Annotated in this window: 23 protein-coding genes and 1 pseudogene; 14 read left to right on the top strand and 10 right to left on the bottom strand. The window is 56.9% G+C overall.

The window, feature by feature from the left end; genetic code table 11:
• The first annotated feature begins 16 nt into the window (after nt 1-16).
• From B2R48_RS18675 to B2R48_RS18660, 4 genes are all read left to right on the top strand, one after another.
• Nucleotides 17-817: a MetQ/NlpA family ABC transporter substrate-binding protein gene (locus tag B2R48_RS18675; RefSeq protein ID WP_297003396.1), complete on the top strand. Its 801-nt coding sequence runs from the start codon at nt 17-19 to the stop codon at nt 815-817.
• 438 nt (nt 818-1,255) lie between these two features.
• Nucleotides 1,256-3,217, top strand: coding sequence for a diguanylate cyclase domain-containing protein (locus B2R48_RS18670; RefSeq protein WP_297003394.1), 1,962 nt, complete (start codon nt 1,256-1,258; stop codon nt 3,215-3,217).
• Between the two features lie 132 nt (nt 3,218-3,349).
• Nucleotides 3,350-3,772: a MerR family transcriptional regulator gene (locus tag B2R48_RS18665; protein ID WP_297003392.1), complete on the top strand. Its 423-nt coding sequence runs from the start codon at nt 3,350-3,352 to the stop codon at nt 3,770-3,772.
• 89 nt (nt 3,773-3,861) lie between these two features.
• Nucleotides 3,862-4,614 (top strand): SDR family NAD(P)-dependent oxidoreductase, encoded by a 753-nt coding sequence (locus B2R48_RS18660; protein WP_062953784.1) that lies wholly within the window; start codon nt 3,862-3,864, stop codon nt 4,612-4,614.
• A gap of 142 nt (nt 4,615-4,756) precedes the next feature.
• On the opposite strand, the gene B2R48_RS18655 is transcribed toward B2R48_RS18660, so the two are convergent.
• From B2R48_RS18655 to B2R48_RS18635, 5 genes are all read right to left on the bottom strand, one after another.
• On the bottom strand, nt 4,757-5,485 hold the full coding sequence (locus B2R48_RS18655; RefSeq protein ID WP_297003389.1) for a DUF899 domain-containing protein: 729 nt from the start codon (nt 5,483-5,485) through the stop codon (nt 4,757-4,759).
• A gap of 93 nt (nt 5,486-5,578) precedes the next feature.
• Nucleotides 5,579-7,219 carry an MFS transporter gene (locus B2R48_RS18650; RefSeq protein WP_297003387.1) on the bottom strand — a complete coding sequence of 547 codons (1,641 nt, stop codon included), beginning with the start codon at nt 7,217-7,219 and terminating at the stop codon, nt 5,579-5,581.
• A gap of 240 nt (nt 7,220-7,459) precedes the next feature.
• Complete coding sequence (locus tag B2R48_RS18645; protein ID WP_297003385.1) at nt 7,460-7,960, bottom strand: SRPBCC family protein; 501 nt, start codon at nt 7,958-7,960, stop codon at nt 7,460-7,462.
• Entirely contained in the window at nt 7,960-8,346 is a 387-nt protein-coding gene (locus B2R48_RS18640) for an ArsR/SmtB family transcription factor (protein WP_213472442.1), read from the bottom strand. The genes B2R48_RS18645 and B2R48_RS18640 overlap by 1 nt, the downstream gene beginning before the upstream one ends.
• Before the next feature lie 248 nt (nt 8,347-8,594).
• The gene (locus B2R48_RS18635; RefSeq protein ID WP_297003382.1) at nt 8,595-10,502 is read right to left on the bottom strand and encodes an ABC-F family ATP-binding cassette domain-containing protein; all 1,908 of its coding nucleotides are present in this window, start codon (nt 10,500-10,502) and stop codon (nt 8,595-8,597) included.
• A 426-nt stretch (nt 10,503-10,928) separates the two neighbouring features.
• Here B2R48_RS18635 and ndk point away from each other — a divergent pair, with 426 nt between their 5' ends.
• Nucleotides 10,929-11,351 (top strand): nucleoside-diphosphate kinase, encoded by a 423-nt coding sequence (gene ndk, locus B2R48_RS18630; RefSeq protein ID WP_008891250.1) that lies wholly within the window; start codon nt 10,929-10,931, stop codon nt 11,349-11,351.
• 94 nt (nt 11,352-11,445) lie between these two features.
• Here the strand turns inward: ndk and B2R48_RS18625 are convergent, their stop codons facing one another.
• Nucleotides 11,446-11,583 (bottom strand): aa3-type cytochrome c oxidase subunit IV, encoded by a 138-nt coding sequence (locus B2R48_RS18625; RefSeq protein WP_114129841.1) that lies wholly within the window; start codon nt 11,581-11,583, stop codon nt 11,446-11,448.
• A 354-nt stretch (nt 11,584-11,937) separates the two neighbouring features.
• On the opposite strand from B2R48_RS18625, the gene B2R48_RS18620 reads away from it, so the two are divergent.
• Nucleotides 11,938-12,492 (top strand): AAA family ATPase, encoded by a 555-nt coding sequence (locus tag B2R48_RS18620; protein ID WP_297003380.1) that lies wholly within the window; start codon nt 11,938-11,940, stop codon nt 12,490-12,492.
• 64 nt (nt 12,493-12,556) lie between these two features.
• Here the strand turns inward: B2R48_RS18620 and B2R48_RS18615 are convergent, their stop codons facing one another.
• A complete protein-coding gene (locus B2R48_RS18615) occupies nt 12,557-12,685 on the bottom strand; it encodes an aa3-type cytochrome c oxidase subunit IV (protein ID WP_198157185.1) in 129 nt (42 codons plus the stop codon).
• A gap of 143 nt (nt 12,686-12,828) precedes the next feature.
• A complete protein-coding gene (locus tag B2R48_RS18610) occupies nt 12,829-13,194 on the bottom strand; it encodes a hypothetical protein (protein WP_297003374.1) in 366 nt (121 codons plus the stop codon).
• Between B2R48_RS18610 and B2R48_RS18605 the strand changes: the two genes are divergently transcribed.
• A complete protein-coding gene (locus tag B2R48_RS18605; protein WP_297003372.1) occupies nt 13,193-13,333 on the top strand; it encodes a hypothetical protein in 141 nt (46 codons plus the stop codon). The two genes, B2R48_RS18610 and B2R48_RS18605, sit on opposite strands and share 2 nt — an antisense overlap.
• A gap of 57 nt (nt 13,334-13,390) precedes the next feature.
• Here B2R48_RS18605 and purN read toward each other — a convergent pair whose 3' ends face one another.
• The gene (gene purN / locus B2R48_RS18600) at nt 13,391-14,065 is read right to left on the bottom strand and encodes a phosphoribosylglycinamide formyltransferase (RefSeq protein ID WP_213472446.1); all 675 of its coding nucleotides are present in this window, start codon (nt 14,063-14,065) and stop codon (nt 13,391-13,393) included.
• On the bottom strand, nt 14,053-15,126 hold the full coding sequence (gene purM, locus B2R48_RS18595; RefSeq protein WP_297003369.1) for a phosphoribosylformylglycinamidine cyclo-ligase: 1,074 nt from the start codon (nt 15,124-15,126) through the stop codon (nt 14,053-14,055). Before purM ends, purN begins: the two co-directional genes overlap by 13 nt.
• A gap of 360 nt (nt 15,127-15,486) precedes the next feature.
• Here purM and B2R48_RS18590 point away from each other — a divergent pair, with 360 nt between their 5' ends.
• The 7 genes and pseudogenes from B2R48_RS18590 to B2R48_RS18560 form a co-directional block, all read left to right on the top strand.
• Entirely contained in the window at nt 15,487-16,611 is a 1,125-nt protein-coding gene (locus tag B2R48_RS18590) for a DUF2066 domain-containing protein (RefSeq protein WP_297003367.1), read from the top strand.
• Between the two features lie 41 nt (nt 16,612-16,652).
• Nucleotides 16,653-17,750 carry an AI-2E family transporter gene (locus B2R48_RS18585; protein WP_062957609.1) on the top strand — a complete coding sequence of 366 codons (1,098 nt, stop codon included), beginning with the start codon at nt 16,653-16,655 and terminating at the stop codon, nt 17,748-17,750.
• A gap of 29 nt (nt 17,751-17,779) precedes the next feature.
• Complete coding sequence (locus tag B2R48_RS18580; protein ID WP_297003365.1) at nt 17,780-18,484, top strand: HdaA/DnaA family protein; 705 nt, start codon at nt 17,780-17,782, stop codon at nt 18,482-18,484.
• A gap of 100 nt (nt 18,485-18,584) precedes the next feature.
• A complete protein-coding gene (locus B2R48_RS18575; protein ID WP_297003363.1) occupies nt 18,585-19,085 on the top strand; it encodes an ATP-dependent zinc protease in 501 nt (166 codons plus the stop codon).
• Nucleotides 19,086-19,219: 134 nt separating this feature from the next.
• The gene (gene rimK / locus B2R48_RS18570; RefSeq protein ID WP_062957611.1) at nt 19,220-20,125 is read left to right on the top strand and encodes a 30S ribosomal protein S6--L-glutamate ligase; all 906 of its coding nucleotides are present in this window, start codon (nt 19,220-19,222) and stop codon (nt 20,123-20,125) included.
• A 4-nt stretch (nt 20,126-20,129) separates the two neighbouring features.
• Nucleotides 20,130-21,224 carry a succinylglutamate desuccinylase/aspartoacylase family protein gene (locus B2R48_RS18565; protein ID WP_084272152.1) on the top strand — a complete coding sequence of 365 codons (1,095 nt, stop codon included), beginning with the start codon at nt 20,130-20,132 and terminating at the stop codon, nt 21,222-21,224.
• A 102-nt stretch (nt 21,225-21,326) separates the two neighbouring features.
• A pseudogene (locus B2R48_RS18560) lies at nt 21,327-21,470 on the top strand (ribonuclease D); the annotation flags it as partial.

Raw genomic sequence — 21,470 nt, 5'->3', positions numbered from 1 at the left:
AACAAGGAGTTTTACAATGCGGTTTTTCCTTAAGCTGACGGCGGCTGCCGTTCTGGCATCGGCACTCACCGGTCAGGCACTGGCCAATGACGCGATCAAGATCGGTGTCACCCCGGGTGCGCATGAAGAAGTCATGGAAGAAGTCGTCAAGGTCGCAGCCACCAAGGGCTTGGACATCGAACTGGTCAGCTTCTCGGACTATGTTATCCCGAACCAGGCGCTTGATGATGGTGATCTCGATGCCAACAGCTTCCAGCACGTTCCGTATCTTGATAACCAGATCAAGGATCGCGGGTATGAGCTGTCGGTCGTTGGGTATAACATCCTGACCCCGATGGGCATTTATTCCAACAAGATCAAAAGCCTCGATGAACTGCCTGAAGGTGCCGAAGTCGGCATTCCGAACGATCCGACCAATGGCGGTCGTGCGTTGCTCGTGCTGCAGTCCCATGGCCTGATCAAGGTTGATCCGGCGGTTGGCCTCGTGGTCAGCCCGCTTGATATCATTGAAAACCCCAAGAATATCAGCTTTATCGAGCTTGACGCCGCCCAGCTGCCGCGCTCGCTTGATGATCTGGATGCGTCGGCGATCAACACCAACTACGCGCTCGAAGCTGGTCTGAACCCGATCAAGGATTCGATTGCAATCGAAGGCAATGACAGCCCGTATGCCAACGTGATTGTCACCCAGACATCGCGCAAGGACGAGCCGTGGGTCAAGACGCTGGTTGAAGCTTACCACGATGACGCGGTCCGCAAATTCATCGAAACCAAGTATGAAGGATCGGTCCTGCCGGTATTCAAACTTCCTGAATAATCAAGTCGATTATTCAATTCTATTTAATAATCCCGCAGGGTAATCCACCTTGCGGGATTTTTTGTGCCCGGACCAAATCCGGCCGCCAGATTAATCCTCATACGATTTGATTGCATGTGCGCCCGACCGTGACGCCTGCCGCCCGAAACAATGTCACGAAGAACGGTAAAATACCCTTTTGCTTGAAATGTTTGTATCATGCCAATTGGCATAAAAACGGGCTCGTAAAGTCGCGTGACAATGCACATATTAGATTGATTCCAAACATGATGGCGGCGTGGGTTTACGATGCGCGAGGCGTCATCCGAATTAAGACGGGGTCGCGGGGATTCCATCTTACGTTTTCGACGGGCTGTATTGCAGGCCGATAACACCGGGTTAAGAGGTGAGGTGCGAGGCCAGAAAGGCGCATCACCCCTGTGAGAGGTTTGACTAACGATGATCAAGTTCGGGCATATCAAGTCGTTTCTGGTCTGCTTTGCACCGCTTAGCGCGATATTTCTGGCAATTGTCAGCTTCCTGGCCTGGGATGTAAGCACGGAACGCGAAAGAACGATTGCCAGCGACCAGCGTTTCGCACTGGAACAGTCGATTTCCATCCTGCGTGAACGTCTTGAGGTGGTGGTTTCCGATCTTTTGATCCTTTCGGAAAGTCGCCAGCTTGAAGCCGTAATCGAAGGGCGGGTCCCCGAAGAGGAACTGGCCGAGGAATATGCTGTTTTCTCCCAGAGGCGCGGTGTTTATGACCAGGTCCGCTTTCTGGATAATGACGGCATGGAAATCATCCGCGTCAATTATGGCGGCGGTATTCCCTATGCCGTGCCGGGCCGTGATCTTCAGGACAAGTCAAGCCGCCCGTATTTTCAGTTTGCCAACAATGCGCCGCGCGGGACGATTTATGTCTCGCGGATTGAACTGAACGAAGAGTTTGGCGAAATAGAAAGGCCGATCAAACCGGTTGTGCGGTTATCTGCACCTGTTTTTGACAGGTACGGGCAGCGTCAGGGGGTTGTTGTCCTGAACCTGCGGGCCGGTCCGATCCTTGATGAGATGACCGCAGAATTGTCCGGTGATGGTGCGCAGGGCTTTGTGCTTAATCATCACGGCCACTGGATCGAGGGCGGAGAGGCCGGCGAAAACTGGGCGCAGGAGCTGAATGGCGCAGCCGTCGGACTGGGCGACCGGTTCCCCACGGCGTGGGAGAACATGCGCCAGGGACATGAAAGCTTTACCACCGATGACGGGTTCTATTCGGTACGGCGCCTTGATGTTTCGTCGCTGCTGCTGGCACAGAATGCAACGCGGACCTTGTCTGTGATCATTGGCGAACCGGACAGCAAGGTTAACGACCTTAACCTGTTTGTCGGCATGCGCCTGCCCAGTGACATCTACGAAGCGATGCTGCGCCCGGACCGTGGCTTGCTGATTTCGGTATCTGCGGCCTTCTTTGTCTTGATCGCGATCGGCAGCGGTGCCTATGCCTGGACCCGCCAACGCCAGATCGTTGCCAGTTTCGATGCCCGCCTGTCCGAGCAGGTTCTCCGCGCGTCAAAAAACAGTGTTGTTGTCACCGATGAGAATGGCCTTATCCAGAAAGTGAATCCCGGCTTTACGGCCATGACGGGGTATCTGCCCAACGAGGCGATTGGAAAGCCGTTATCGTTCCTGCGTGCCGAACAGGAAGAAGCCGATATTCTTGAAGATATCCTGATGGCGGCGCGCGCCAATGGAACCTGGGAAGGTGAAGTGTGCAATCGCCGCAAAGGCGGTGATTTCTTCTATGCCAATACCGTCATCAGCGCGATCACCGATCCGGGCAACTCGGAGGTCAACTTTGTCGAGATGGGTCTGGATATCTCGCGGCATATGGAAAATGCCCAGGAACTCTGGCGTCAGGCCAATCACGATGCCCTGACCGGGCTTCCCAACCGGTTGCTGTTTGAGGACCGGCTGGAAGTCGCCTGTGGTCACGCGGAAAATGATGGCTATTCAGTTGCGCTGCTTTATATCGACCTTGATGGTTTCAAACCGATCAATGACCGCTATGGGCATGAAATCGGCGATCAGGTCCTGCGCAAGGTTGGCGAGCGGATCAAAGCCACGGTCCGTCAGGGCGATACGGTTGCGCGACTTGGCGGAGACGAATTTGCAATCATTGTCGATGATGTCAATGGCCGGGACGAAGCCGACTGGATATCACAGAAGGTCGCGGGCTCTGTCCAGCGACCGATGGAATTTGGATCGCTGAGTGTCGAGGTCGGGGCCAGCATCGGGATTGCCGTGTTCCCGCATGACAGCCGGGAGGTAACGGCACTTCTCAGTCTGGCCGATGAAAAGATGTATCAGCAAAAACGCATTCGCAAAGCGGCAAATAACAAACTGGTCAATGCCAGACGATAAGCGGCTTCTGGGCATTCACGCTGTCGGTTGCAGGCGCACGCAGGCGGCTTGCATAACGTTATGCCTTGCCTGCGCCGCGTTTTGTGCCAATTTCATGACAAATGAAATGTCATCGGAACAGGTATTAACGTGATGCAGATCGGAGAACTTTCAAAGGCCACAGGTGTCAGCGTCAGGTCGCTGCGCCACTATGACAAACAGGGCCTTTTGGCGTCACGGCGCGCGCAAAACGGCTATCGGGTGTTTCATGCCGATAGCGTGTCGCGGGTCGAATATATCCAGCTTTTCCTGAGCTGCGGGTTCGGAACGCGCGAGATCGCCCGCTTCCTGCCCTGTTATGTCGAACAGGCCGATTTCAGTCAGCACACCTGTACGGCGGGATATGAACAGCATCTTGAAAAGATGTCGGAACTTGATGACCTGATTGCTGTTTTGAATGAACGGCGCGATCGCCTGCGGCATGTCATCGCCAATTTCGGCGAGACAAAATACGCAAACCTGAGTGCCGTTCCACCGGCCAAGCAGGCAGAAAACCGGCCCGAAAAAGCAGCATGACGATACCCGTCTGAAATCACGCTTGACCCTGACACTAGTGTCAGCGCGCAAGACTCCGACAGTTTCAATTTTGCAAAAAAGGAACTGTCATGAACAGATTTGCAGACAAGGTTTTCATTGTGACCGGGGCCGGGGCCGGGATCGGATTGGCCAGCGCGCGCTTGCTGGCCGAGAACGGGGCAAAGGTCCTGATTACCGGTCGCCGGGAAGGGCCATTGCGCGCGGCCGAACAGGATACAAGCGGTATTGCGGCACTTGTGGTCGATGCGACCGACCCCGATGCGGCGGAACGTACCGTCGGCGAGGCAATGTCGCGCTGGGGACGGATCGACGGGCTGGTCAACAATGCCGGTGGCGGCGTGATACAGCCGCTTGAGGCCGCCACCGAAGCCGCGATCTCAGACCTTTTCAAAATCAATGTCGGGGCACCGACGCTGCTGGCTTCGGCGGCCCTGCCACATCTGGCAGACAGCCAGGGCACGATTGTCAATCTGTCGAGCACGTTTGGCAGCAAGGCAGGCGCACATCTTGGCCTTTACGGGGCCAGCAAAGCCGCCATCGAACATTTGACGCGCTGCTGGGCGCTTGAGCTGGCCCCGCGAAACATTCGCGTCAATGCAATCGCACCGGGCCCGGTTGAAACCGCGTTCCTGCGCGAACGCATGTTGCTGTCCCCCGAGCAAGAGGCCGCCGTGAAACAGCAGGAAACCGAGATGATCCCGCTTGGGCGGCGCGGTGTGCCCGACGATATCGCCCGATCCGTGGTCCATCTGCTGGACCCGGCAAATGACTGGATCACCGGACAGGTGATCGGCGTCGATGGCGGGCTTGTGATCCGCTAGAAACCATCGGATAACTGACCGAAACAACACAGGCCCGCAATGCATGATTGCGGGCCTGTTCGATACGAAGCCAGCGGCCTGTGAACTTTTGCATCGCTATCTGCATGTGATCAGGGGAGCGGATGCCAGATATTCGCCCGAGTTAGTGACAGCAGGACTTCGAATTTGTGCTGTCCTCGTACAAGTCGTGCAGTTTTACCCAACTCATCGTGCCGTTTTCGTTGCGGCCAAAGGGCGTGAGGTCAAGGAAGGCATGCGCCCCGATCAGCGGATCGCCCCCACGGCTATAAGATGAATAGGTGTGGAAAATCTCGTTGGTGTCGGGATCGCGGTAAAATACGCTGATGCCGTGCAAGTCTTCCATCTTGCCGCTATAGGGCGCGAAATTGTAGGTCGTCTTGCCCGCCGCGACATCATCGGGGCGGAAGGAGGCATCAAAATCATAATTGAAATCGCTGCCATGCGAGGACACCCACGGGAAATGCCAGTTCATCCGTTTCTTGAATGGCAGGAATTCCGCCAATGGCGCACGTGATACAACCATCAGGGTCACGTCATGGTGGCGCAGATGCAGATTGGCTCCGTCAAAATGATCGGCAAGGAAGGAACAGCCGTCACAGCCTTCTTTCCAGCCGGGACCGAACATGAAGTGATAGACGATCATTTGACTGCGACTGTCAAACAGATCGCCGAGCGACTTTTTGCCGGTGGGCGTGTCGAATTCATACTCCTTGTCGACCTTGACCCAGGGCAAGGCACGGCGTTCTTCACACAGACGGTCCCACGCACGCATGTGGTCTTTTTCACGTTTCAGGTGCGCCTTGCGGGCTTCGAGCCATTCTGCGCGGGAGACGATTTGGGGACGGGTCATATCGGTTCTCCTTTTCCGTCGGGTTCGTCGGGGGGAATGTTTCCCGTGTGCCGGGCACCGCCGAGATTGACGCAGTGCCCGTGCCTCGTGTTTTTAGTCGACGCGACCGGCCGCACAGGCCGCCGGTTGCAGGGCCGGGTCGATTTCCGTATCGCCGCCATCCGGGTCGTCATCGGAGCTGCTATCAGCTTCGACATTGGCATTGCGCAAGACGATGACGGTGCCAATCGCAGACAAAACCATCAGAAGCGCACAGATGATTGAAATCACCTGCAAGCCGTCGGAGAAGGCTGTGCGGGCCTGTAGCAAGACGTCACCGGCCAAGCCGAAACGGGCATCACCCAGCGCATGCACGGCACCACCCAGCGTACTGCGGAGCGCATCAATCGCCCCGGCTGAGAGATTGGCGGGGAGGTCGGTATCAAGCATGGCGTCGCGATAGATCGCCGTGCCGACACTGCCCAGAACGGCAATGCCCAATGCCCCGCCCAGTTCGGCACTGGTTTCGGACATGGCCGCAGCCGATCCGGTGCGGTCGGTCGGGGCGGCCGTTACGACCATATCGGTACAGATCATTGCAACCGGTGTGATCCCCAGTGAAAAGATTGCAGCCCCGGTGGCAAGAATATAAAGACTGCCGACCGCGCCGGGCAGGGACAGCAGGCCAAACCCGAACGCGGTCAGGACAAGTGCGCCCGTCATGACCGAGCCGGGTCGAAACCGGCCCAGCAAAACCGGGGCCCCGAGCGATCCGACAATGCCCGAAACGGTGGCGGGCAGCATGGCCATGCCGGCCTGAACCGGCGTCAGGCCGATCACCAGTTGCAGCGACTGGGACAGGAACATGAAATAGGCCATCCCGACAAAGATCGCGGCCGTCTGAATGACAATCGGAACCGAAATCGTCCGTTGGTACAAAAGGCCAAGATCAAGCAGCGGGTCGTCGAGTTTGCGCTGGCGGCGGATAAAGACCCAGGTGCCAAGAAGGCCCAGCACGATGGCGGCGAGTGCTTCGGGGCCAACGCCATAGGCGGCCATAACCTTTACGCCGTAAATGATTGCAAGGATCGAGGTGAGTGAAAGTGCAGCACTTGGCAGGTCGATCCGCCCGAATTTTTCCGCCCTGTGTTCGGGCAGTAGGACGGGTGCAGCAAGCAATAGCAGCACCATCACCGGCACATTAAGCAGGAAGACCGCCCCCCACCAGAAATAGCTTAGCACCAGCCCGCCGAGCAACGGACCGGCCGCCGTGCCAGCCATGAAGGTCGTCATCCAGGCGGCAATGGCAAAGGAGCGTTCCTTTTCATTAAGAAACATGTTGCGGATCAGCGACAGCGTAGAGGGCATCAACGTTGCCCCGGCAACACCCAGAACCCCGCGCGCGAAAATCAGCATTTCCGATGTATTGGCAAAGGCGGCCAAAACCGATGCCGCCCCGAAACAGGCAGCCCCGATCATCAGAAGCTTACGCCGTCCGATGCGGTCGCCAAGCGTGCCCATGGTGATCAGCGATCCGGCAATGAAAAAGCCATAGATATCAACAATCCACAGCAACTGGTCACTGGTCGGGTTGAGGCTTGCGGTCAAATGGGGCACGGCAAGATGCAGGACGGTCATGTCCATGGCGATCAAAAGGCAGGGCAAGGCCAAAACCAGAAGGCCGATCCATTCGCGACGGGTCGCCTTGGTGTCGGTGCCTTGCGCGGCGGTTTCGAGGTGGCTTGGGGCGCTCATGTCTTGTTCCTGTGTTTCCTTGGTGGTGGCGTATGGGTAGCGCCTTGTATTTTGTTTTGCAGTGCTGTCTGGGTGCCCGCCCCCCGCCTTCGCGAGGGCAGGCTTTGCGGGCATGACGGAACCGGGGTGTTCTTTGTGCTCGTCACGCCCGCGCAGGCGGGAGTCCATGGTGCAGCGGTGGTGCTGCGGTTTCCATTCGCGGCAATGCTCGGACCTCAACCGTGATTGAGGTCAAGGGCTTTATGAGGCCGCCGCGAAGAGGGTTTCGAGTTTGTCCAGTGCGCTGTTCCAGCCGCCATTGTGACCGTCGCGGGCGGCCTCGTCGGCGAATTGTTCGTGATGCAGGACAAGGATGGTGGCCTTGCCGTTGTCGTCCGGCGCAAGGGTCAGTGTGACGTGCGATTTGCGTTCTGGCATGGTGATCCATTGCCAGCTAAAGGACAGCTTTTGGTCAAATTCAACCGCGTCATAGGTGCCGCTGACATCGTGAATTTCACCATCGGGTCCGGGTTCCTTGAAGCGGATGCGAAAAGTGCCGCCGACGCGGGCATCAATGGTGGCGTCCAGCGTCTGGCACTCATGCGGTCCCCACCATTGCGCAAGTTTTTGCGGATCGATCCAGGCGGCAAAGACCATTGCGGGCGGGGCGGCAATACGTCGCCGGATGGTCAGGCTTGGTTTTTCATCTTGCCGGAATGTTTGCTTTTGCGGGGGCTGTTGCGGTTGCGGTTGCGGTTGCATTACCGGTCCTCCTGATCCTGCGGGGCGGCGGGATGTGTCGGTGTCTCGTTCTTTGCCGCGTTCTCGACAAAGGCGGCCAGCCGATCAAGCCGATCGGTCCAGAACCGTTCATAACGGCGGAGCCATTCCATGGCGTGCGCCATCTTTTCAGGCTGAAGCCGAATGCGCACCGTGCGCCCGGTTTTTTGCCGGGCAATCAACCCGGCCCCAGACAGCACATTGAGATGCTTCATCACTGCTGGCAATGACACATCAAACGGCTCTGCCAGTTCGCTGACCGAAAGCGCGTCTTCGTCTTGCTCCAGCCGGGCAAGGAGGGCCCGGCGCGTCGGATCGGCGAGGGCGGCAAAAATGTCGTTCAGTTCGGCTTCTTGATACTTAACCATGAGGTTAAGTATTGAAGAAAAAATCGGCTGAGTCAATCATGGGTTGTTTGCGGCGGGATAAAAACATATCGCTCCTGACAAGCTGGTGTCAGGAGAAGTGTGGGACCCAGGTTTTTCAGGCAGGCGGGGAGGGAACGTTACGCCACAACCGGATAGGTTATCAGGCGGGCGCGTATGGCTTAGATGGATCCCCGCTTTCGCGGGGATGACGGGCTTTCAAGGTGCGGGGAATAGGCGGGGGTGGCGGATCACGCCACCATCGCGTCATATTCTTCCTGCTTGTCGAGCCATTTTTGTTCGACCATGGCAAGGTCGTTTTCGATCTGGCCGAGTTCCTTTTGGATGTCGGCCAGTTTTTGGGCGTTGGCGTCTTCGTAAAGGGTCGGGTCGCCCATTTTTTCTTCGATGCCGGCTTTGCGTTCGGAAAGCTTTTCCATCTGCTTTTCGAGCTTTTCGACTTCGCGCTTGATCGGGGCGGCGGCTTTGCGTTTTTCAGCCGCCTGCTGGCGTTCGGCCTTGCGGTCGCGTTTGGCGGGTTTGCCATTGCCATTGCCATCTTCGCCGCCGTTCTTGTTGGCACGGCGTTCCATACGCGCACGATCGAGAAGATACTGGCGGTATTCGGCAACGTCGCCGTCAAACGATGTGACCGTGCCATCCGCCACCAGAACCAGACGATCCGCACAGGCTTCAATCAGATAGGGATCGTGGCTGATGATAATCACCGCACCCTCATAGGCATTGAGCGCGTGGTTCAGCGCATCGCGGCTGTCGATATCAAGGTGGTTGGTCGGCTCATCAAGGATGAGCATATGCGGGGCATCAAGCGTCATCAGCGCAAACAGCAAACGTGCCTTTTCCCCACCAGACAGGTCCTTGACCTTGGTGTCGCCCTTGGCACCCTCGAAGGCAAAGCGGCCGAGTTGGGCGCGGACCTTGTGTTCGATCACATCAGGCATCAGGGATGCCATATGCTGATAAGGCGTTTCATCACCGCGCAGCTCGTCGGTCTGGTGCTGGGCGAAATAGCCGATGCGCAATTTGTTCGAGGAATGCTTTTCGCCTGACATCAGCTGCAGGCGATCGGCCAGAAGCTTTGCCAGGGTCGATTTACCGTTACCATTGGCACCCAGAAGGGCAATGCGGTCATCCATATCAATGCGCAGGCTGATATTGCGCAGGATCGGTTTGCCTTCTTCGTAGCCGACATCACCATCATGGATGTTGATCAGGGGTGGTGGCAGTTCCTTGGGGCTTGGGAAGTCAAAGGAAATGCCGCGATCCTCGACCACCGGGATGGCCGGGCCCATTTTTTCAAGCATCTTGACGCGGCTTTGCGCCTGCTTGGCCTTGCTGGCCTTGGCACGGAAGCGGTCGATGAAGGATTGCAGATGCTTTTGCTGGGCGATCTGCTTTTCATAATGCTTGGAGGCCAGTTCCATCTGTTCGCGGCGTGTCTTGGCGAATTTGTCGTAGTTGCCGCCATACAGGGTGACGGTGCCGTCATGCAGATGGGCAATCGATTTGACCACCCGGTTGAGAAGATCGCGATCGTGACTGATCAGGATGATCGTGCCGGGATAGTTGATCAGATAGTTTTCAAGCCAGATGGTGGCTTCAAGATCAAGGTGGTTGGTCGGCTCGTCAAGCAGCAGCAGATCGGGGCGCAGGAAAAGGGTGGCCGCCAAGGCCACACGCATGCGCCAGCCACCCGAGAAATCATCACAGGGGCGTTGCTGGGCTTCGCCGTCAAAACCAAGGCCGGACAGAATGGCGGCTGCTCTGGCCTCGGCGGTATGGGCGTCGATGTCGGCCAGGCGTGTATGGACCTCGGCAATGCGGTGCGGGTCGGTGGTGGTTTCGGCCTCTGCCAGCAAATCGGCGCGTTCGGTATCGGCGGCCAACACGGTTTCAAGCAGGGATCGCGAACCTGCCGGGGCTTCTTGCGATACCACACCCATGCGGGCCCGCTTGGACAGGACAATATCGCCGCCATCGCCGGGCAGGTCGCCCGAGATCAGTTTGAGAAGGGTCGATTTCCCCGCGCCATTGCGCCCGATCAGGCCGACCTTGTGACCATCGGGAATGGTCGCCGATACCCGGTCAAGAATCACACGTCCGCCAATGCGATAGGTGAGGTCGGTAATTTGCAGCATTTTTGGTTGGTCTCTTGAACTGGTTTGCAGGCGCCTTGGGCGCAGTTTAGGGGGAATCGCAAGGATTTCTGTGCTTTCAATAGGGCAGGAGGGGCTTTGACGCAAGGATTCTTCAAATTGTCATCGCCGCTGTGGTTTCGATGACAGGACGGGGTGAAAACCGTCCGAAATCGCAGTTTCATGCCTTTTGGGGGTGTTTTGCGGGCGAAACAGGTGAATGCAACGGCTGCAGGTCTGCTTTGCAGCGGTAGAACTATGTGTTGCGTTGCGATCCAACCCCGTTTATATAGCGCCAACCTTCGGGTCTGTGGATGATAAGGGCGGTCTTTGGTGCCGCCTTTGTCTTCCGCAGGCCCTTTGTTCTCGGGGGGCTCATGGGGGTCCTCTTTGGGGGTAACGAATTTTTACAAAGCTTAGGTGAAACCAATGGCTGTCGAACGCACTCTTTCGATCATCAAGCCGGACGCAACGCGCCGCAACCTGACCGGCAAAATCAACGCCGTCATCGAAGAAGCTGGCCTGCGCATCGTCGCACAGAAGCGTGTCGCTCTGACCCGCGCTCAGGCTGAAGGTTTCTATGCAGTTCACAAAGAACGTTCGTTCTTTGGCGAGCTGGTAGACTTCATGGTCTCTGGCCCGGTTGTTGTTCAGGTTCTCGAAGGCGAAGATGCCGTCGTGAAATACCGCGAAGTCATGGGCGCAACCAACCCGGCAAATGCCGAGGAAGGCACCATCCGCAAACAGTTTGCAGAATCCATCGAAGCGAACTCGGTCCACGGTTCGGACTCGCTCGAAAACGCTGCAATCGAAATTGCTTACTTCTTCGCTCAGACCGAAATCGTCGGCTAAGCGTCGAAAGACAAATACCGGTCCAACCGGATACAAAAACGCCCCGCAGATTGCGGGGCGTTTTTTGTTTGGCTCTGTTTATTGCGCGCAAAGGTCAATCGATCAGGAATGCGGCCATCAGCAGCAAGAGAACCCCGATCGAGATCACGCTCCAGAGCATGAATTTTGTCCAGTGGTGCCAGCCTTCCTCGTGGTGGTGCACCAGGCCTTCGTCATAATCACTTCCTTGCATGGGTTTCCTCCCTGATTGCGGATCATGATCTTCCGGGCCGGTTATCTGTTTGGTTTTTCGCCCGGATATCGCGCAAGGCGATCTGAAAATCATACCGCTAAATAACCCAAGGGTGAATAATATTTATGAACTTATCTGATTGTGCGCCGCGTCATACTAGACAAACGGGGGGATGCGTGCGATTGTCGGCGCATGGAAAACGTTGTGACCCAGCATCTGGTGCGAATTTTTACCGCCTCTCATAGAGTGGCGGGGTAGCGACGTTTTGACCAAATGAGACCCACCCGCCGGCGAGGCGGGTTTTTTTGTGGCTGTCTCCCGGCCAGATCCAAGTTCAAGAAACGGGAGACAGAAATGACCAAGCCTTTATCCGAGTTACCACATACCAAAAACCCATCGACCCCGGCACATGGAACCAGGGCCGGAACCCTGCATATGCTGTGCGGCAAGATCGCGGCGGGTAAATCGACGCTTGCGGCGGAACTGGCGCGCAAGCCGGGCACGGTTCTGATTGCCGAGGATGAATGGCTTTCAACGCTTTTTGGCGATCAGATGCGATCCGTTGCCGACTATGTCCGGGTCTCGGAAAAGCTTCGCGGTGTGATGGGCCCGCATGTGGCAATGTTGCTGCGGTGCGGATTATCGGTGGTGCTGGATTTCCCGGCCAATACAGTGGGCTTGCGCAACTGGATGCGCGGGATCGTCGAGGAGGCCGGGGCCGATCATGTTTTGCATTATCTCGATCTTGACGATGATGTGTGCATTGCGCGGCTTCGGGTGCGCAACCGGGCCGGAACCCATCAGTTTGCCGCAAGCGACGCCCAGTTCCATCAGATCAATGCGGCCTTTGTCCCGCCAGGCGTGGACGAGGGGTTTAACGTTGTTACCCATCAGACAGAGACGCTTTGAAAAACAAAAAAGCTGCCGGAAAACGGCAGCTTTTCAATTGTTCGGATCAATGCCAACCGGCAGATCACAGAAGGAAGATCGCCATCAGGATCAGAAGGGCAATGATGGAGATGGTGCCCCATTTCACGAAATTGGTGTAGCCGTGATAGATGCTGACATGGGTTTCGGTGAGTTCGTAATCGTTACCCTGCAAACTTGCCTCCTTGGGATTTGGGGATTGGGGTTTTTCAAATGTATAGCCGTTGGGTTGAGCGCAGGCAAGTGCGAGATTAACCCTGAATGTCATACCTTTGACCGACTTCACATTTGGTTTGGTTCACCTTTGATGCCAAGGGTTTATTGGATGCCCGATTTGCAGCCATAGGGCAGGAAGGTGCCGGTGAGCCCGTGGCTCATCATTGCAAGTGACATCTCATTGGCATAGTCGAGCTCTGTCTTGGATTTCGGGCAGGCATAGGCGCGGCCCGCACAGCCATTCTCGATATAGTCTTCTTCGGCTTTGGCGAATTCCGGGCTGAGTGCGCCGCGCGGAATGGTGTCGAGCAATTCGGCGCGCACGTCCTGATAGACCGCGCATTTTTGCGCCCGCCAGTGTTTGTCGCCGGTTTGCATGTCTGCGCCGTCGGCCTCTGCCATTGCGTGGGGCGGCAGGGCCGCCAAAACGGCGAGGGCAGTAATAAGTCGGGGGAGCTTGCGTTTCATGATGCGGTTTTCTCTGGTGGCGGTGATTTCGGTGGTGGCGGTGGCGTTTAACCAGCACACCACACCATCAGAATGCGCAGAGATTATGGTCGTGCTTTGCCGATTTGGCAGCACAGCACAAAAAAAGCGGGCCATATGACTATGCCCCGCCTTTTGATGCGTTCAGAACCCTGCGCAGCCAGCGCCAAAGATTCTTTCATCCGGGTTCAAGCGCCGGGTTGATTTCAGCAAAGTCGGCTTGCGGGGCATCGGCCACAGTCACGATGCCCCTGGCATCGACCGACACGCGGCCTTCGGCGATCCAGCGGATGACCTGCGGATAGATGCGGTGTTCCTGCTTCAGGATGCGCTGGGCGAGTTTGCCAGCATCATCGCCGGGCAGGACCGGAACCACGGCCTGGGCGATGATCGGGCCGCTATCGACTTCGGGCACGACATAATGCACGGTGCAGCCTGCGAACTTCACCCCGGCATCAAGGGCGGCCTGATGAACATGCAGGCCCTTGAAACTTGGCAGAAGGGACGGGTGGATGTTGATCAGCTTGTCTTTCCAGCGCGCGGTAAAGCTTTCACTGACCAGACGCAGGTAGCCTGCCAGAACGACAAGGTCGGCACCGCTTTCCGCGATCAGGGTGCTGACGGCATCGTCATAAGCTTCGCGCCCGCCGGGATAGCCCTTGTGCGGGATGGCTTCTGCCCGGATGCCGGCACGACGCGCGCGTTCAAGCCCGCCCGCCTGGGTCTGGTTGGAAAACACCAGCACGATTTCGGCCGGGTAGTCAGATGCGTTGCAGGCATCAATGATGGCTTGCAGGTTCGACCCGCCGCCTGAAATCAGAACGGCGAGCTTCAATTTCTTTACTTGTCCCATGTACGGGCCATGTTTTTGATCACGACCTGCGGGCCATCACCTGCACGCGGGCCGATGACACCGATCTGGCTGACGGTTTCGCCGTTTTCGCGCAGGATGGCTTCGGCTTCATCGGCTTTGTCCGCCGGAACAACCACGCACATGCCAATGCCGCAGTTAAAGGTGCGCGCCATTTCCATGGCCGGAATGCCGCCCTGTTTGGACAGCCATTTAAAGACCGGCAGGTATTCCCAGCAGCTGGCATCAAAGACAGCGGTCAGGTTTTCGGGCAGAACGCGCGGCACGTTTTCGGTCAGGCCGCCACCCGTGATGTGGGCAAGTGCCTTGACCAGACCGGCCTTGTGGGCCGCGAGACAGCTTTTGACATAAACCTTCGTCGGTTCAAGCAGGGCTTCGCCAACGGTTTTGCCCGGTGCGAACGGGGCATCGTCGCCATAGGCAAGACCCGCCGTCTCGACAACCTTGCGGACCAGTGAATAGCCGTTGGAATGCACGCCGCTGGAGGCGAGGCCAAGAATGACATCGCCCTCGGCAACACTGGAGCCATCAAGCAGTTCGCCGCGTTCGGCCGCACCAACCGCAAAACCGGCCAGATCATATTCGCCGTCGGCATACATGCCGGGCATTTCGGCGGTTTCACCACCGATCAGCGCACAGCCTGCCTGTTTGCAGCCTTCTGCAATGCCGGCAACAACACTTGCGGCGTTATCGACCGACAGCTTGCCGGTTGCGAAGTAATCAAGGAAGAGAAGCGGTTCTGCCCCCTGAACGACAAGGTCATTCACACTCATGGCGACAAGGTCGATGCCAACGGTGTCATGTTTGTCGGCCAGGAAGGCGACTTTGAGCTTGGTGCCGACACCATCGGTGCAGGACACCAGAACCGGGTCCTTATATCCGGCGGCCTTCAGATCAAAAAGGGCACCGAACCCGCCAAGACCGCCGGCAACACCGGAACGGGTAGTTGCTTTTGCAAGCGGTTTGATTCGTTCGACAAGGTCATTCCCGGCATCGATATCGACACCGGAGTCCTTATAGGTAAGGCCGTTAGAGGCGGTCATGTTGGTGATCCCTGGCTTCGCGCGTGCATGAATAAAAGCGGGCGGACCCGCGTTTTTGATCAGTACATACCGACTTCCATGCGTCAAACACGGGGCACTTGCGGTCCGGGTCGCAGGGCATCCTGCTGTTTGACCAATCCGCCTTACTGACGCCTTTAATCAGATGTAGAGGGTGATCTACGCTCTACTGATAAAAAACGCGGGCTTGATAATTTCCGCTGGGCCGAAAATACTCAAACGCGGACAATATGCAATGATCACCTGCGCATGACAGAGTTTTCTTTGCAGAATGCGTTCAACATGCCACAAAGAGCGTTATAGAATAATGCAACAAGACACGATTAGGGCAAAGAGGCATACGTGCTTACTTCATTGAAAAACATCAAGATGTTGGCGGTCACGGCGACCGTTGCCGCGATCATGGCATTTCCGGCGGGCGCACAGGACATTTTCACCGTGACCGGTGTTCATGTTGACGAGCGCGCCGAAACAGCCGCCGCCGCGCGCGAAAGCGCACTTGAGATCGGCCAGCGCAAGGCCTTTGAAGAAGTGGTAGCCCGGTTGACCCTGCCCGAAGACCGGGCCGGACTTGCCATGCCCGATACATCGACGATCACGAACATGGTGCGCGATTTCGGGGTGTCGAATGAAAAGACATCCTCGGTGCGCTATATCGCGGACATGACGGTGCGCTTCAAGGATGACGAGCTGCGCCGGTACCTTCGGTTCCGCGATATTTCCTTTGCCGAGCTGCAATCCAAGCCGGTGATGATCGTGCCGGTCTATCGCACGAACAATTATGTCAGCCTGTGGGATGATCCCAATCCGTGGCGCGAGGTCTGGTCGCGCAATATCGCGACATCGGGACTTGTGCCGATCAAGGCGCCGATTGGCGATCTGACCGATATCAGCACGATTTCAGCCGAACAGGCAGAAAACGGAGCAATGGAACGTCTGGGCCAACTGGCACGGCGCTATGGTGCGGATGTCGCCGTGGTGGCGAGTGCCGAGGTCACCGGCCTGCAAGGTGGTGAAACGGTGAATGTTTCCGTCACGCGGTATGACCCCACCGGCGCGCCGCAGATTTTTGGCGTGCAGGAAAAGACGCAAGCCGGCGAGACATTGAACGAGACGCTGGTGCGCGCGGCCAAATCGGTGCAGGACCAATTGGCCGATGGCTGGAAACGGGCGAACCTGATCAATTACGGCACGGGTGGCAACCTGATGGTGTTTATCCCGATTACCGGTCTTGGCGACTGGGCAGGGATCGAGAAAAAGCTGGTCGGGCTTCCGGTGGTGCGCAATTCGCGGGTTGTCGCGATGTCCAAGCGTGAAGTGCAGCTGTCACTTGATTATGTCGGCTCGACCAATCAGTTGCAGACTGCCCTTAATCAGCAGAATCTTAGCCTGAGCCGGATGGGTGAACTTTGGTTCATCCAGCCAAGCGGTTCGGATCGCCTTGATGGATTATCACTTGGCAGTTAAGCCCGTTTGACTACGGGGAAGGGTAACAGGGGGACCCGAAGATGACATTACGGCAGCAAGCGCGTTTCTGGCTGATCTTTGTCGTCGGATTCTTTTTCCTGATCTGGCTGTTTTCGAGCATCCTGTTGCCATTCGTGGCCGGGATGGCGATTGCCTATTTCCTTGACCCGCTGGCAGACAAGCTTGAGGCGCGCGGGACGAGCCGGGTGATTGCGACCAGCATCATTACGGTGCTGTTCTTCCTTGTTTTCATTCTGGTGATGTTGCTGGTGGTGCCGATGATCGGTAGCCAGTTGGCAGGATTCCTTGAACGGTTCCCCGGCTATGTCGATACCTTGCGCACCAATGTTGCGCCGTATTTGCAAAGTGTCCTCGACCGTGTCGCGCCCGAAACCCTGCAAAGCGTATCAGACGCGATCAAGGGGCAGAGTGCCAACGCCCTTAAATGGGTGGGCAATGTCTTAAGTGAAGTCCTGTCGGGGGGGCTGGCGCTTTTGAACTTCCTGAGTTTGCTGTTCATTACGCCGGTTGTGTCATTTTACCTGCTGCGCGACTGGGACAAGATTGTTGCCAAGGTGGATAGTTACCTGCCACGGCGATCAGCCAAGGATATCCGTCAGTGTGTCAGCGAGATTGATGAAACCCTTGCGGGCTTTGTGCGCGGACAGGCGACCGTGTGCATTTTGCTGGGCCTGTTTTACGGGCTTGGCCTGACGCTGGCGGGGCTTGAGTTCGGCTTTGTCATCGGGTTGATGACCGGGCTTGTGTCGTTTGTTCCCTATTTCGGGATGATTGCCGGATTTGCGGTGGGCATGGGCGTTGCGCTGGCCCAGTTTGGCTTTGGCCTTGATCTTGGGCTTGTTGCGATTGTGTTTTTGATCGGGCAGGTGCTTGAGGGTAATTTCCTGACGCCGAAACTGGTTGGCGACAAGGTCGGCCTGCATGCGGTCTGGGTGATGTTTGCCTTGCTGGCCGGTGGTGCTGTGTTTGGCCTTCTGGGTGTGATGCTGGCCGTGCCGGTGGCGGCAGTTATTGGCGTGCTTGTCCGTTATGGTTTAAGGCAGTATCTGGATAGTCGGCTGTATGATCATGGATCCGGTGCCAGCAACGGTGCCGGTGCGGATTCCGAAAGCCAGTAGAATATAGAGACCTGCAAATTGAGCTTAGTGTGACCCGGGTGACTTCCAAACCGGATAAAGATAACGATCCACAGCAATTGCCATTGGCCCTTGAAATGCGCCCGGCACTTGGCCGTGATGATTTCATGGTGGCCGATTGCAACAGCCAAGCCGTGGCGTGGATCGACCAATGGCCGAAATGGCCCGCACCGGCATTGTGTCTTTATGGGCCAAAGGGGTGTGGCAAAAGTCACCTGGCGGAAGTCTGGCGGGCGCGGTCCGGTGCCTTGCAGGTCGCGGCCGCTGATCTTGGTGTGCAAAATGCCGACGAGATCCTGGGGGATGCGACCGGTCTTGTGATCGAGGATGCGGATGGCGGCCTTGATGAGACGGTCTGTTTCCACATTTACAATATGCTTAAAGAACGCGGCGGCCATTTGCTTTTGACCGCAAGCCAGCCGCCATCGCGCTGGCAGATCACGCTGCCCGATCTGAAATCACGGCTGGGCGCGGCACTGGTGTGCGAGATTTCACCACCGGATGATGATTTGATTGTCGGACTTCTGATCAAGCTGTTTGCCGACCGGCAAATCCCGGCCAGCCCGCAAATCATCAGTTATGTTTTGCCAAGGATCGAGCGATCCTTTGCGGCGTTAAGTGAACTGGTGGCGGCGATTGACCGGCGCGCACTGGCAGAAAAGCGTGCCGTGACCTTGCCCCTTGTGCGCAACGTGATGGAAGATATTGCGCTGTAATCACGATGCTGTTTTAGTCGATTTCGCAAGCCGATCAGGTTGTTACAGGGTATCATCGACCACATCTAACAAAGTGCCGTTCAACAATTGGAAGCTGCATGTGAGCCCGCAACGCGTAAATGCAAAACCGTCGCTTAAAACCCAGACCGCATCATTGATCGCGGACGGGCATGTTCTGGGCTGGCGGGAATGGATCGGACTTCCCGACCTTGACGTGCCGGTGATCAAGGCTAAGGTTGATACAGGGGCGCGGACATCATCGCTGCATGCGATCAATCCGATACAGATTGAGCGTGACGGGCGCGATTTCGTTGCCTTTACCCTGCCGCACTATCGCGGCGACGGGCATGGCCCGATTGAATGTTTGGCCCCGTTGCTGGAGCGTCGCGAGATTCGCTCTTCGAACGGAAGTGCCGAAGAACGCTTTGTGATTTCGACCCATATCCTGGTCGGGCATCACAAATTGAAAGTTGAAGTGTCGCTGGCAAATCGGTCAATCATGGGCTTTCCGATGCTTTTGGGCCGTACAGCGATGAAGGCAGGAAGATTTTTGGTGTTGCCATCAAAATCTTATCTTGCAGGGAAGCCGAAACAGAGATAGACGCGCAGAAGAACGCACCATCGCCGGAACAAGTTCCCGGCAAGGCCGTTTTACTTTCTGACAATTTCTCATTCGCCCGCAGCCGGTATGATACCGGGCGCGCGCCGTTTTATGCCGACCAAGGGGGACATCTCATGAAAATCGCGATGCTTGCACGCAATCCCAATCTTTACTCCCACAAACGGTTGGTCGAGGCGGCCGAGGATCGCGGGCATGAGTTGGACATCATCAGTACCTTGCGGGTGTCGATGAATATCACGTCGCTCAAACCTGAAATCTATTACGGCGGAGCGAAGCTGACGGGATATGATGCGGTGATCCCGCGTATTGGTGTGTCGGTGACACAGTTCGGTCTGGCGGTACTGCGTCAGTTCGAAATGATGGGTGTTTATCCGCTGAATGAATCGGTGGCGATTGGCCGGTCGCGCGACAAGCTGCGTTCGCTTCAGATTTTGGCGCGCCGTGGCATTGGCCTGCCGGTTACCGCCTTTGCCCATGATCCCAAAAAGACCGACGAGGTACTGTCAATTGTTGGCGGCGCGCCCGTGGTGATCAAACTCCTTGAAGGGACGCAGGGCATCGGTGTGGTTCTGGGCGAAACAGAGAAATCTGCAAAATCCGTGATCGAGGCCTTTCGCGGGGCCAATGTTGCGATCATGGTGCAGGAATTCATCAAGGAAGCCGGGAACAGTGATATCCGTTGCTTTGTGATTGGCGGCAAGGTGGTTGCCAGCATGGAGCGCAAAGGGGCGGAGGGTGATTTCCGTTCCAACATCCATCGCGGCGGGTCATCGCGGTCAATCCGCATTACGCCGCAGGAACGCGCAACCGCCGTGGAAGCAGCCAAGGCCATGGGCTTGAATGTATGCGGTGTTGACATTCTGCGCTCCAACCACGGGCCGGTGGTGATGGAGGTGAACTCATCCCCGGGGCTTGAGGGGATCGAGGTGGCGACAGGCAAGGACATTGCCGGGATGATCATTGATTTCATGGAAAAGGATTTCAAACCCGGCAAGGTACGGACCAAGGGCAAGGGATAAGGGCATGAGCGAGGCCGGATCTTCGACGGGGAAAGGCAAGGCGTCAAAAGCCAGAACCCCAAAGGCCCCTGATTTCGAAATCGGCGGGCAAAAGGTTGCACCGGGCACACGCCAGCTTGTCGATATTCCGATTTCGCTGCTGTCAAACCACACGCCGGTCAATCTGACGGTGAGTGTTGTGCATGGCAAACGGCCCGGCCCGGTGATTTTTGTCAGCGGGGCGGTGCATGGCGACGAGATTGTCGGGGTGGAAGTGATCCGGCGTGTCTTGAAGTCGTCGGCCTTGCGCGGCATGCGCGGAACGTTGCTGGCAGTTCCCGTGGTCAATGCGTTCGGGTTTTTGAACCATACGCGTTATCTGCCCGACCGGCGTGATTTGAACCGGTCGTTTCCGGGCCATTCGCGTGGATCGCTTGCCGGGCAGCTTGCCCACCTTTTCTTGAGCGAGATCGTCGAACGGTCCGATTTCGGGATCGATTTGCACACAGCCGCCGTGAACCGGGTGAACCTGCCACAAATCCGGGTCAATGAAGATGACCCGGAAATCATGAGTTTTGCCGAGGCCTTTGGCGCGCCGATCATTTTGACCAGTCCGTTGCGCGACGGGTCGCTGCGCGAGGCTGCGCGCGAACTTGGCGTGCCGATCCTGCTGTATGAAGCAGGCGAGGGGCTTCGTTTTGATGAAATGTCGATCCGGGCAGGGGTTTCGGGTGTTTTACGAGTGATGCGCAAATTGGGCATGACATCGCAACGCACCGTGCGCGAACCGCGTGTGCCATCATTTAAGTCATCAAACAGCCATTGGCTGCGCGCGCCAGCCGGGGGGATCTTGCGAACCTTCAAGCTGGCGGGCGATTTTGTGCATGCCGGGGACGTGGTTGCGGCGGTGTCCGATCCGTTCGGCCAGCGCGACGAGGATATCTTTGCGCGTGAAGACGGCTTGATCATCGGGCGGACCAACCTGCCGATCGTCAACCAGGGCGATGCGCTGTTTCATGTTGCCTCGATCAAGCGGCCATCCGAGGTGCAGGAACGCATGGATGCCATCGAAACCCACCTGCAATCCGATCCGCTTCTTGATGAGGACGAGATTATCTAGTCGCTCCGGGATGTTGTGGCCGTTTTCGCCTGACGAAGCCGAAGATCAGCTCTGCATCGAAGCCACTGGCGGATTGTGCTGCGCAATGCTATAGCAATCGACATGGAACCGATTACAACTACAGAAGAACTTCGTGATCTGTGTGAAAGATTGCGCAAGTTCGAATATGTCACTGTCGATACCGAATTCATGCGGGACTCGACCTATTGGCCGCAACTGTGTCTGGTGCAGCTGGCAAGTCCGGAG

Origin of the sequence: Thalassospira sp. UBA848, from assembly GCF_002295455.1 — a bacterium.
In the GTDB taxonomy this organism is placed as follows: domain Bacteria; phylum Pseudomonadota; class Alphaproteobacteria; order Rhodospirillales; family Thalassospiraceae; genus Thalassospira.
Note: the sequence above shows the minus strand (reverse complement) of the source record. Positions and strands in the feature narration are given on the sequence as shown.

Excerpts from the sequence above, each read along its gene's own strand:
- B2R48_RS18675 (WP_297003396.1), top strand. The coding sequence starts at position 17 with ATGCGGTTTTTCCTTAAGCTGACGGCGGCTGCCGTTCTGGCATCGGCA.
- B2R48_RS18670 (WP_297003394.1), top strand. The coding sequence starts at position 1,256 with ATGATCAAGTTCGGGCATATCAAGTCGTTTCTGGTCTGCTTTGCACCG.
- B2R48_RS18665 (WP_297003392.1), top strand. The coding sequence starts at position 3,350 with ATGCAGATCGGAGAACTTTCAAAGGCCACAGGTGTCAGCGTCAGGTCG.
- B2R48_RS18660 (WP_062953784.1), top strand. The coding sequence starts at position 3,862 with ATGAACAGATTTGCAGACAAGGTTTTCATTGTGACCGGGGCCGGGGCC.
- B2R48_RS18655 (WP_297003389.1), bottom strand. The coding sequence starts at position 5,485 with ATGACCCGTCCCCAAATCGTCTCCCGCGCAGAATGGCTCGAAGCCCGC.
- B2R48_RS18650 (WP_297003387.1), bottom strand. The coding sequence starts at position 7,219 with ATGAGCGCCCCAAGCCACCTCGAAACCGCCGCGCAAGGCACCGACACC.
- B2R48_RS18645 (WP_297003385.1), bottom strand. The coding sequence starts at position 7,960 with ATGCAACCGCAACCGCAACCGCAACAGCCCCCGCAAAAGCAAACATTC.
- B2R48_RS18640 (WP_213472442.1), bottom strand. The coding sequence starts at position 8,346 with ATGGTTAAGTATCAAGAAGCCGAACTGAACGACATTTTTGCCGCCCTC.
- B2R48_RS18635 (WP_297003382.1), bottom strand. The coding sequence starts at position 10,502 with ATGCTGCAAATTACCGACCTCACCTATCGCATTGGCGGACGTGTGATT.
- ndk (WP_008891250.1), top strand. The coding sequence starts at position 10,929 with ATGGCTGTCGAACGCACTCTTTCGATCATCAAGCCGGACGCAACGCGC.
- B2R48_RS18625 (WP_114129841.1), bottom strand. The coding sequence starts at position 11,583 with ATGCAAGGAAGTGATTATGACGAAGGCCTGGTGCACCACCACGAGGAA.
- B2R48_RS18620 (WP_297003380.1), top strand. The coding sequence starts at position 11,938 with ATGACCAAGCCTTTATCCGAGTTACCACATACCAAAAACCCATCGACC.
- B2R48_RS18605 (WP_297003372.1), top strand. The coding sequence starts at position 13,193 with ATGATGCGGTTTTCTCTGGTGGCGGTGATTTCGGTGGTGGCGGTGGCG.
- B2R48_RS18610 (WP_297003374.1), bottom strand. The coding sequence starts at position 13,194 with ATGAAACGCAAGCTCCCCCGACTTATTACTGCCCTCGCCGTTTTGGCG.
- purN (WP_213472446.1), bottom strand. The coding sequence starts at position 14,065 with ATGGGACAAGTAAAGAAATTGAAGCTCGCCGTTCTGATTTCAGGCGGC.
- purM (WP_297003369.1), bottom strand. The coding sequence starts at position 15,126 with ATGACCGCCTCTAACGGCCTTACCTATAAGGACTCCGGTGTCGATATC.
- B2R48_RS18585 (WP_062957609.1), top strand. The coding sequence starts at position 16,653 with ATGACATTACGGCAGCAAGCGCGTTTCTGGCTGATCTTTGTCGTCGGA.
- rimK (WP_062957611.1), top strand. The coding sequence starts at position 19,220 with ATGAAAATCGCGATGCTTGCACGCAATCCCAATCTTTACTCCCACAAA.
- B2R48_RS18565 (WP_084272152.1), top strand. The coding sequence starts at position 20,130 with ATGAGCGAGGCCGGATCTTCGACGGGGAAAGGCAAGGCGTCAAAAGCC.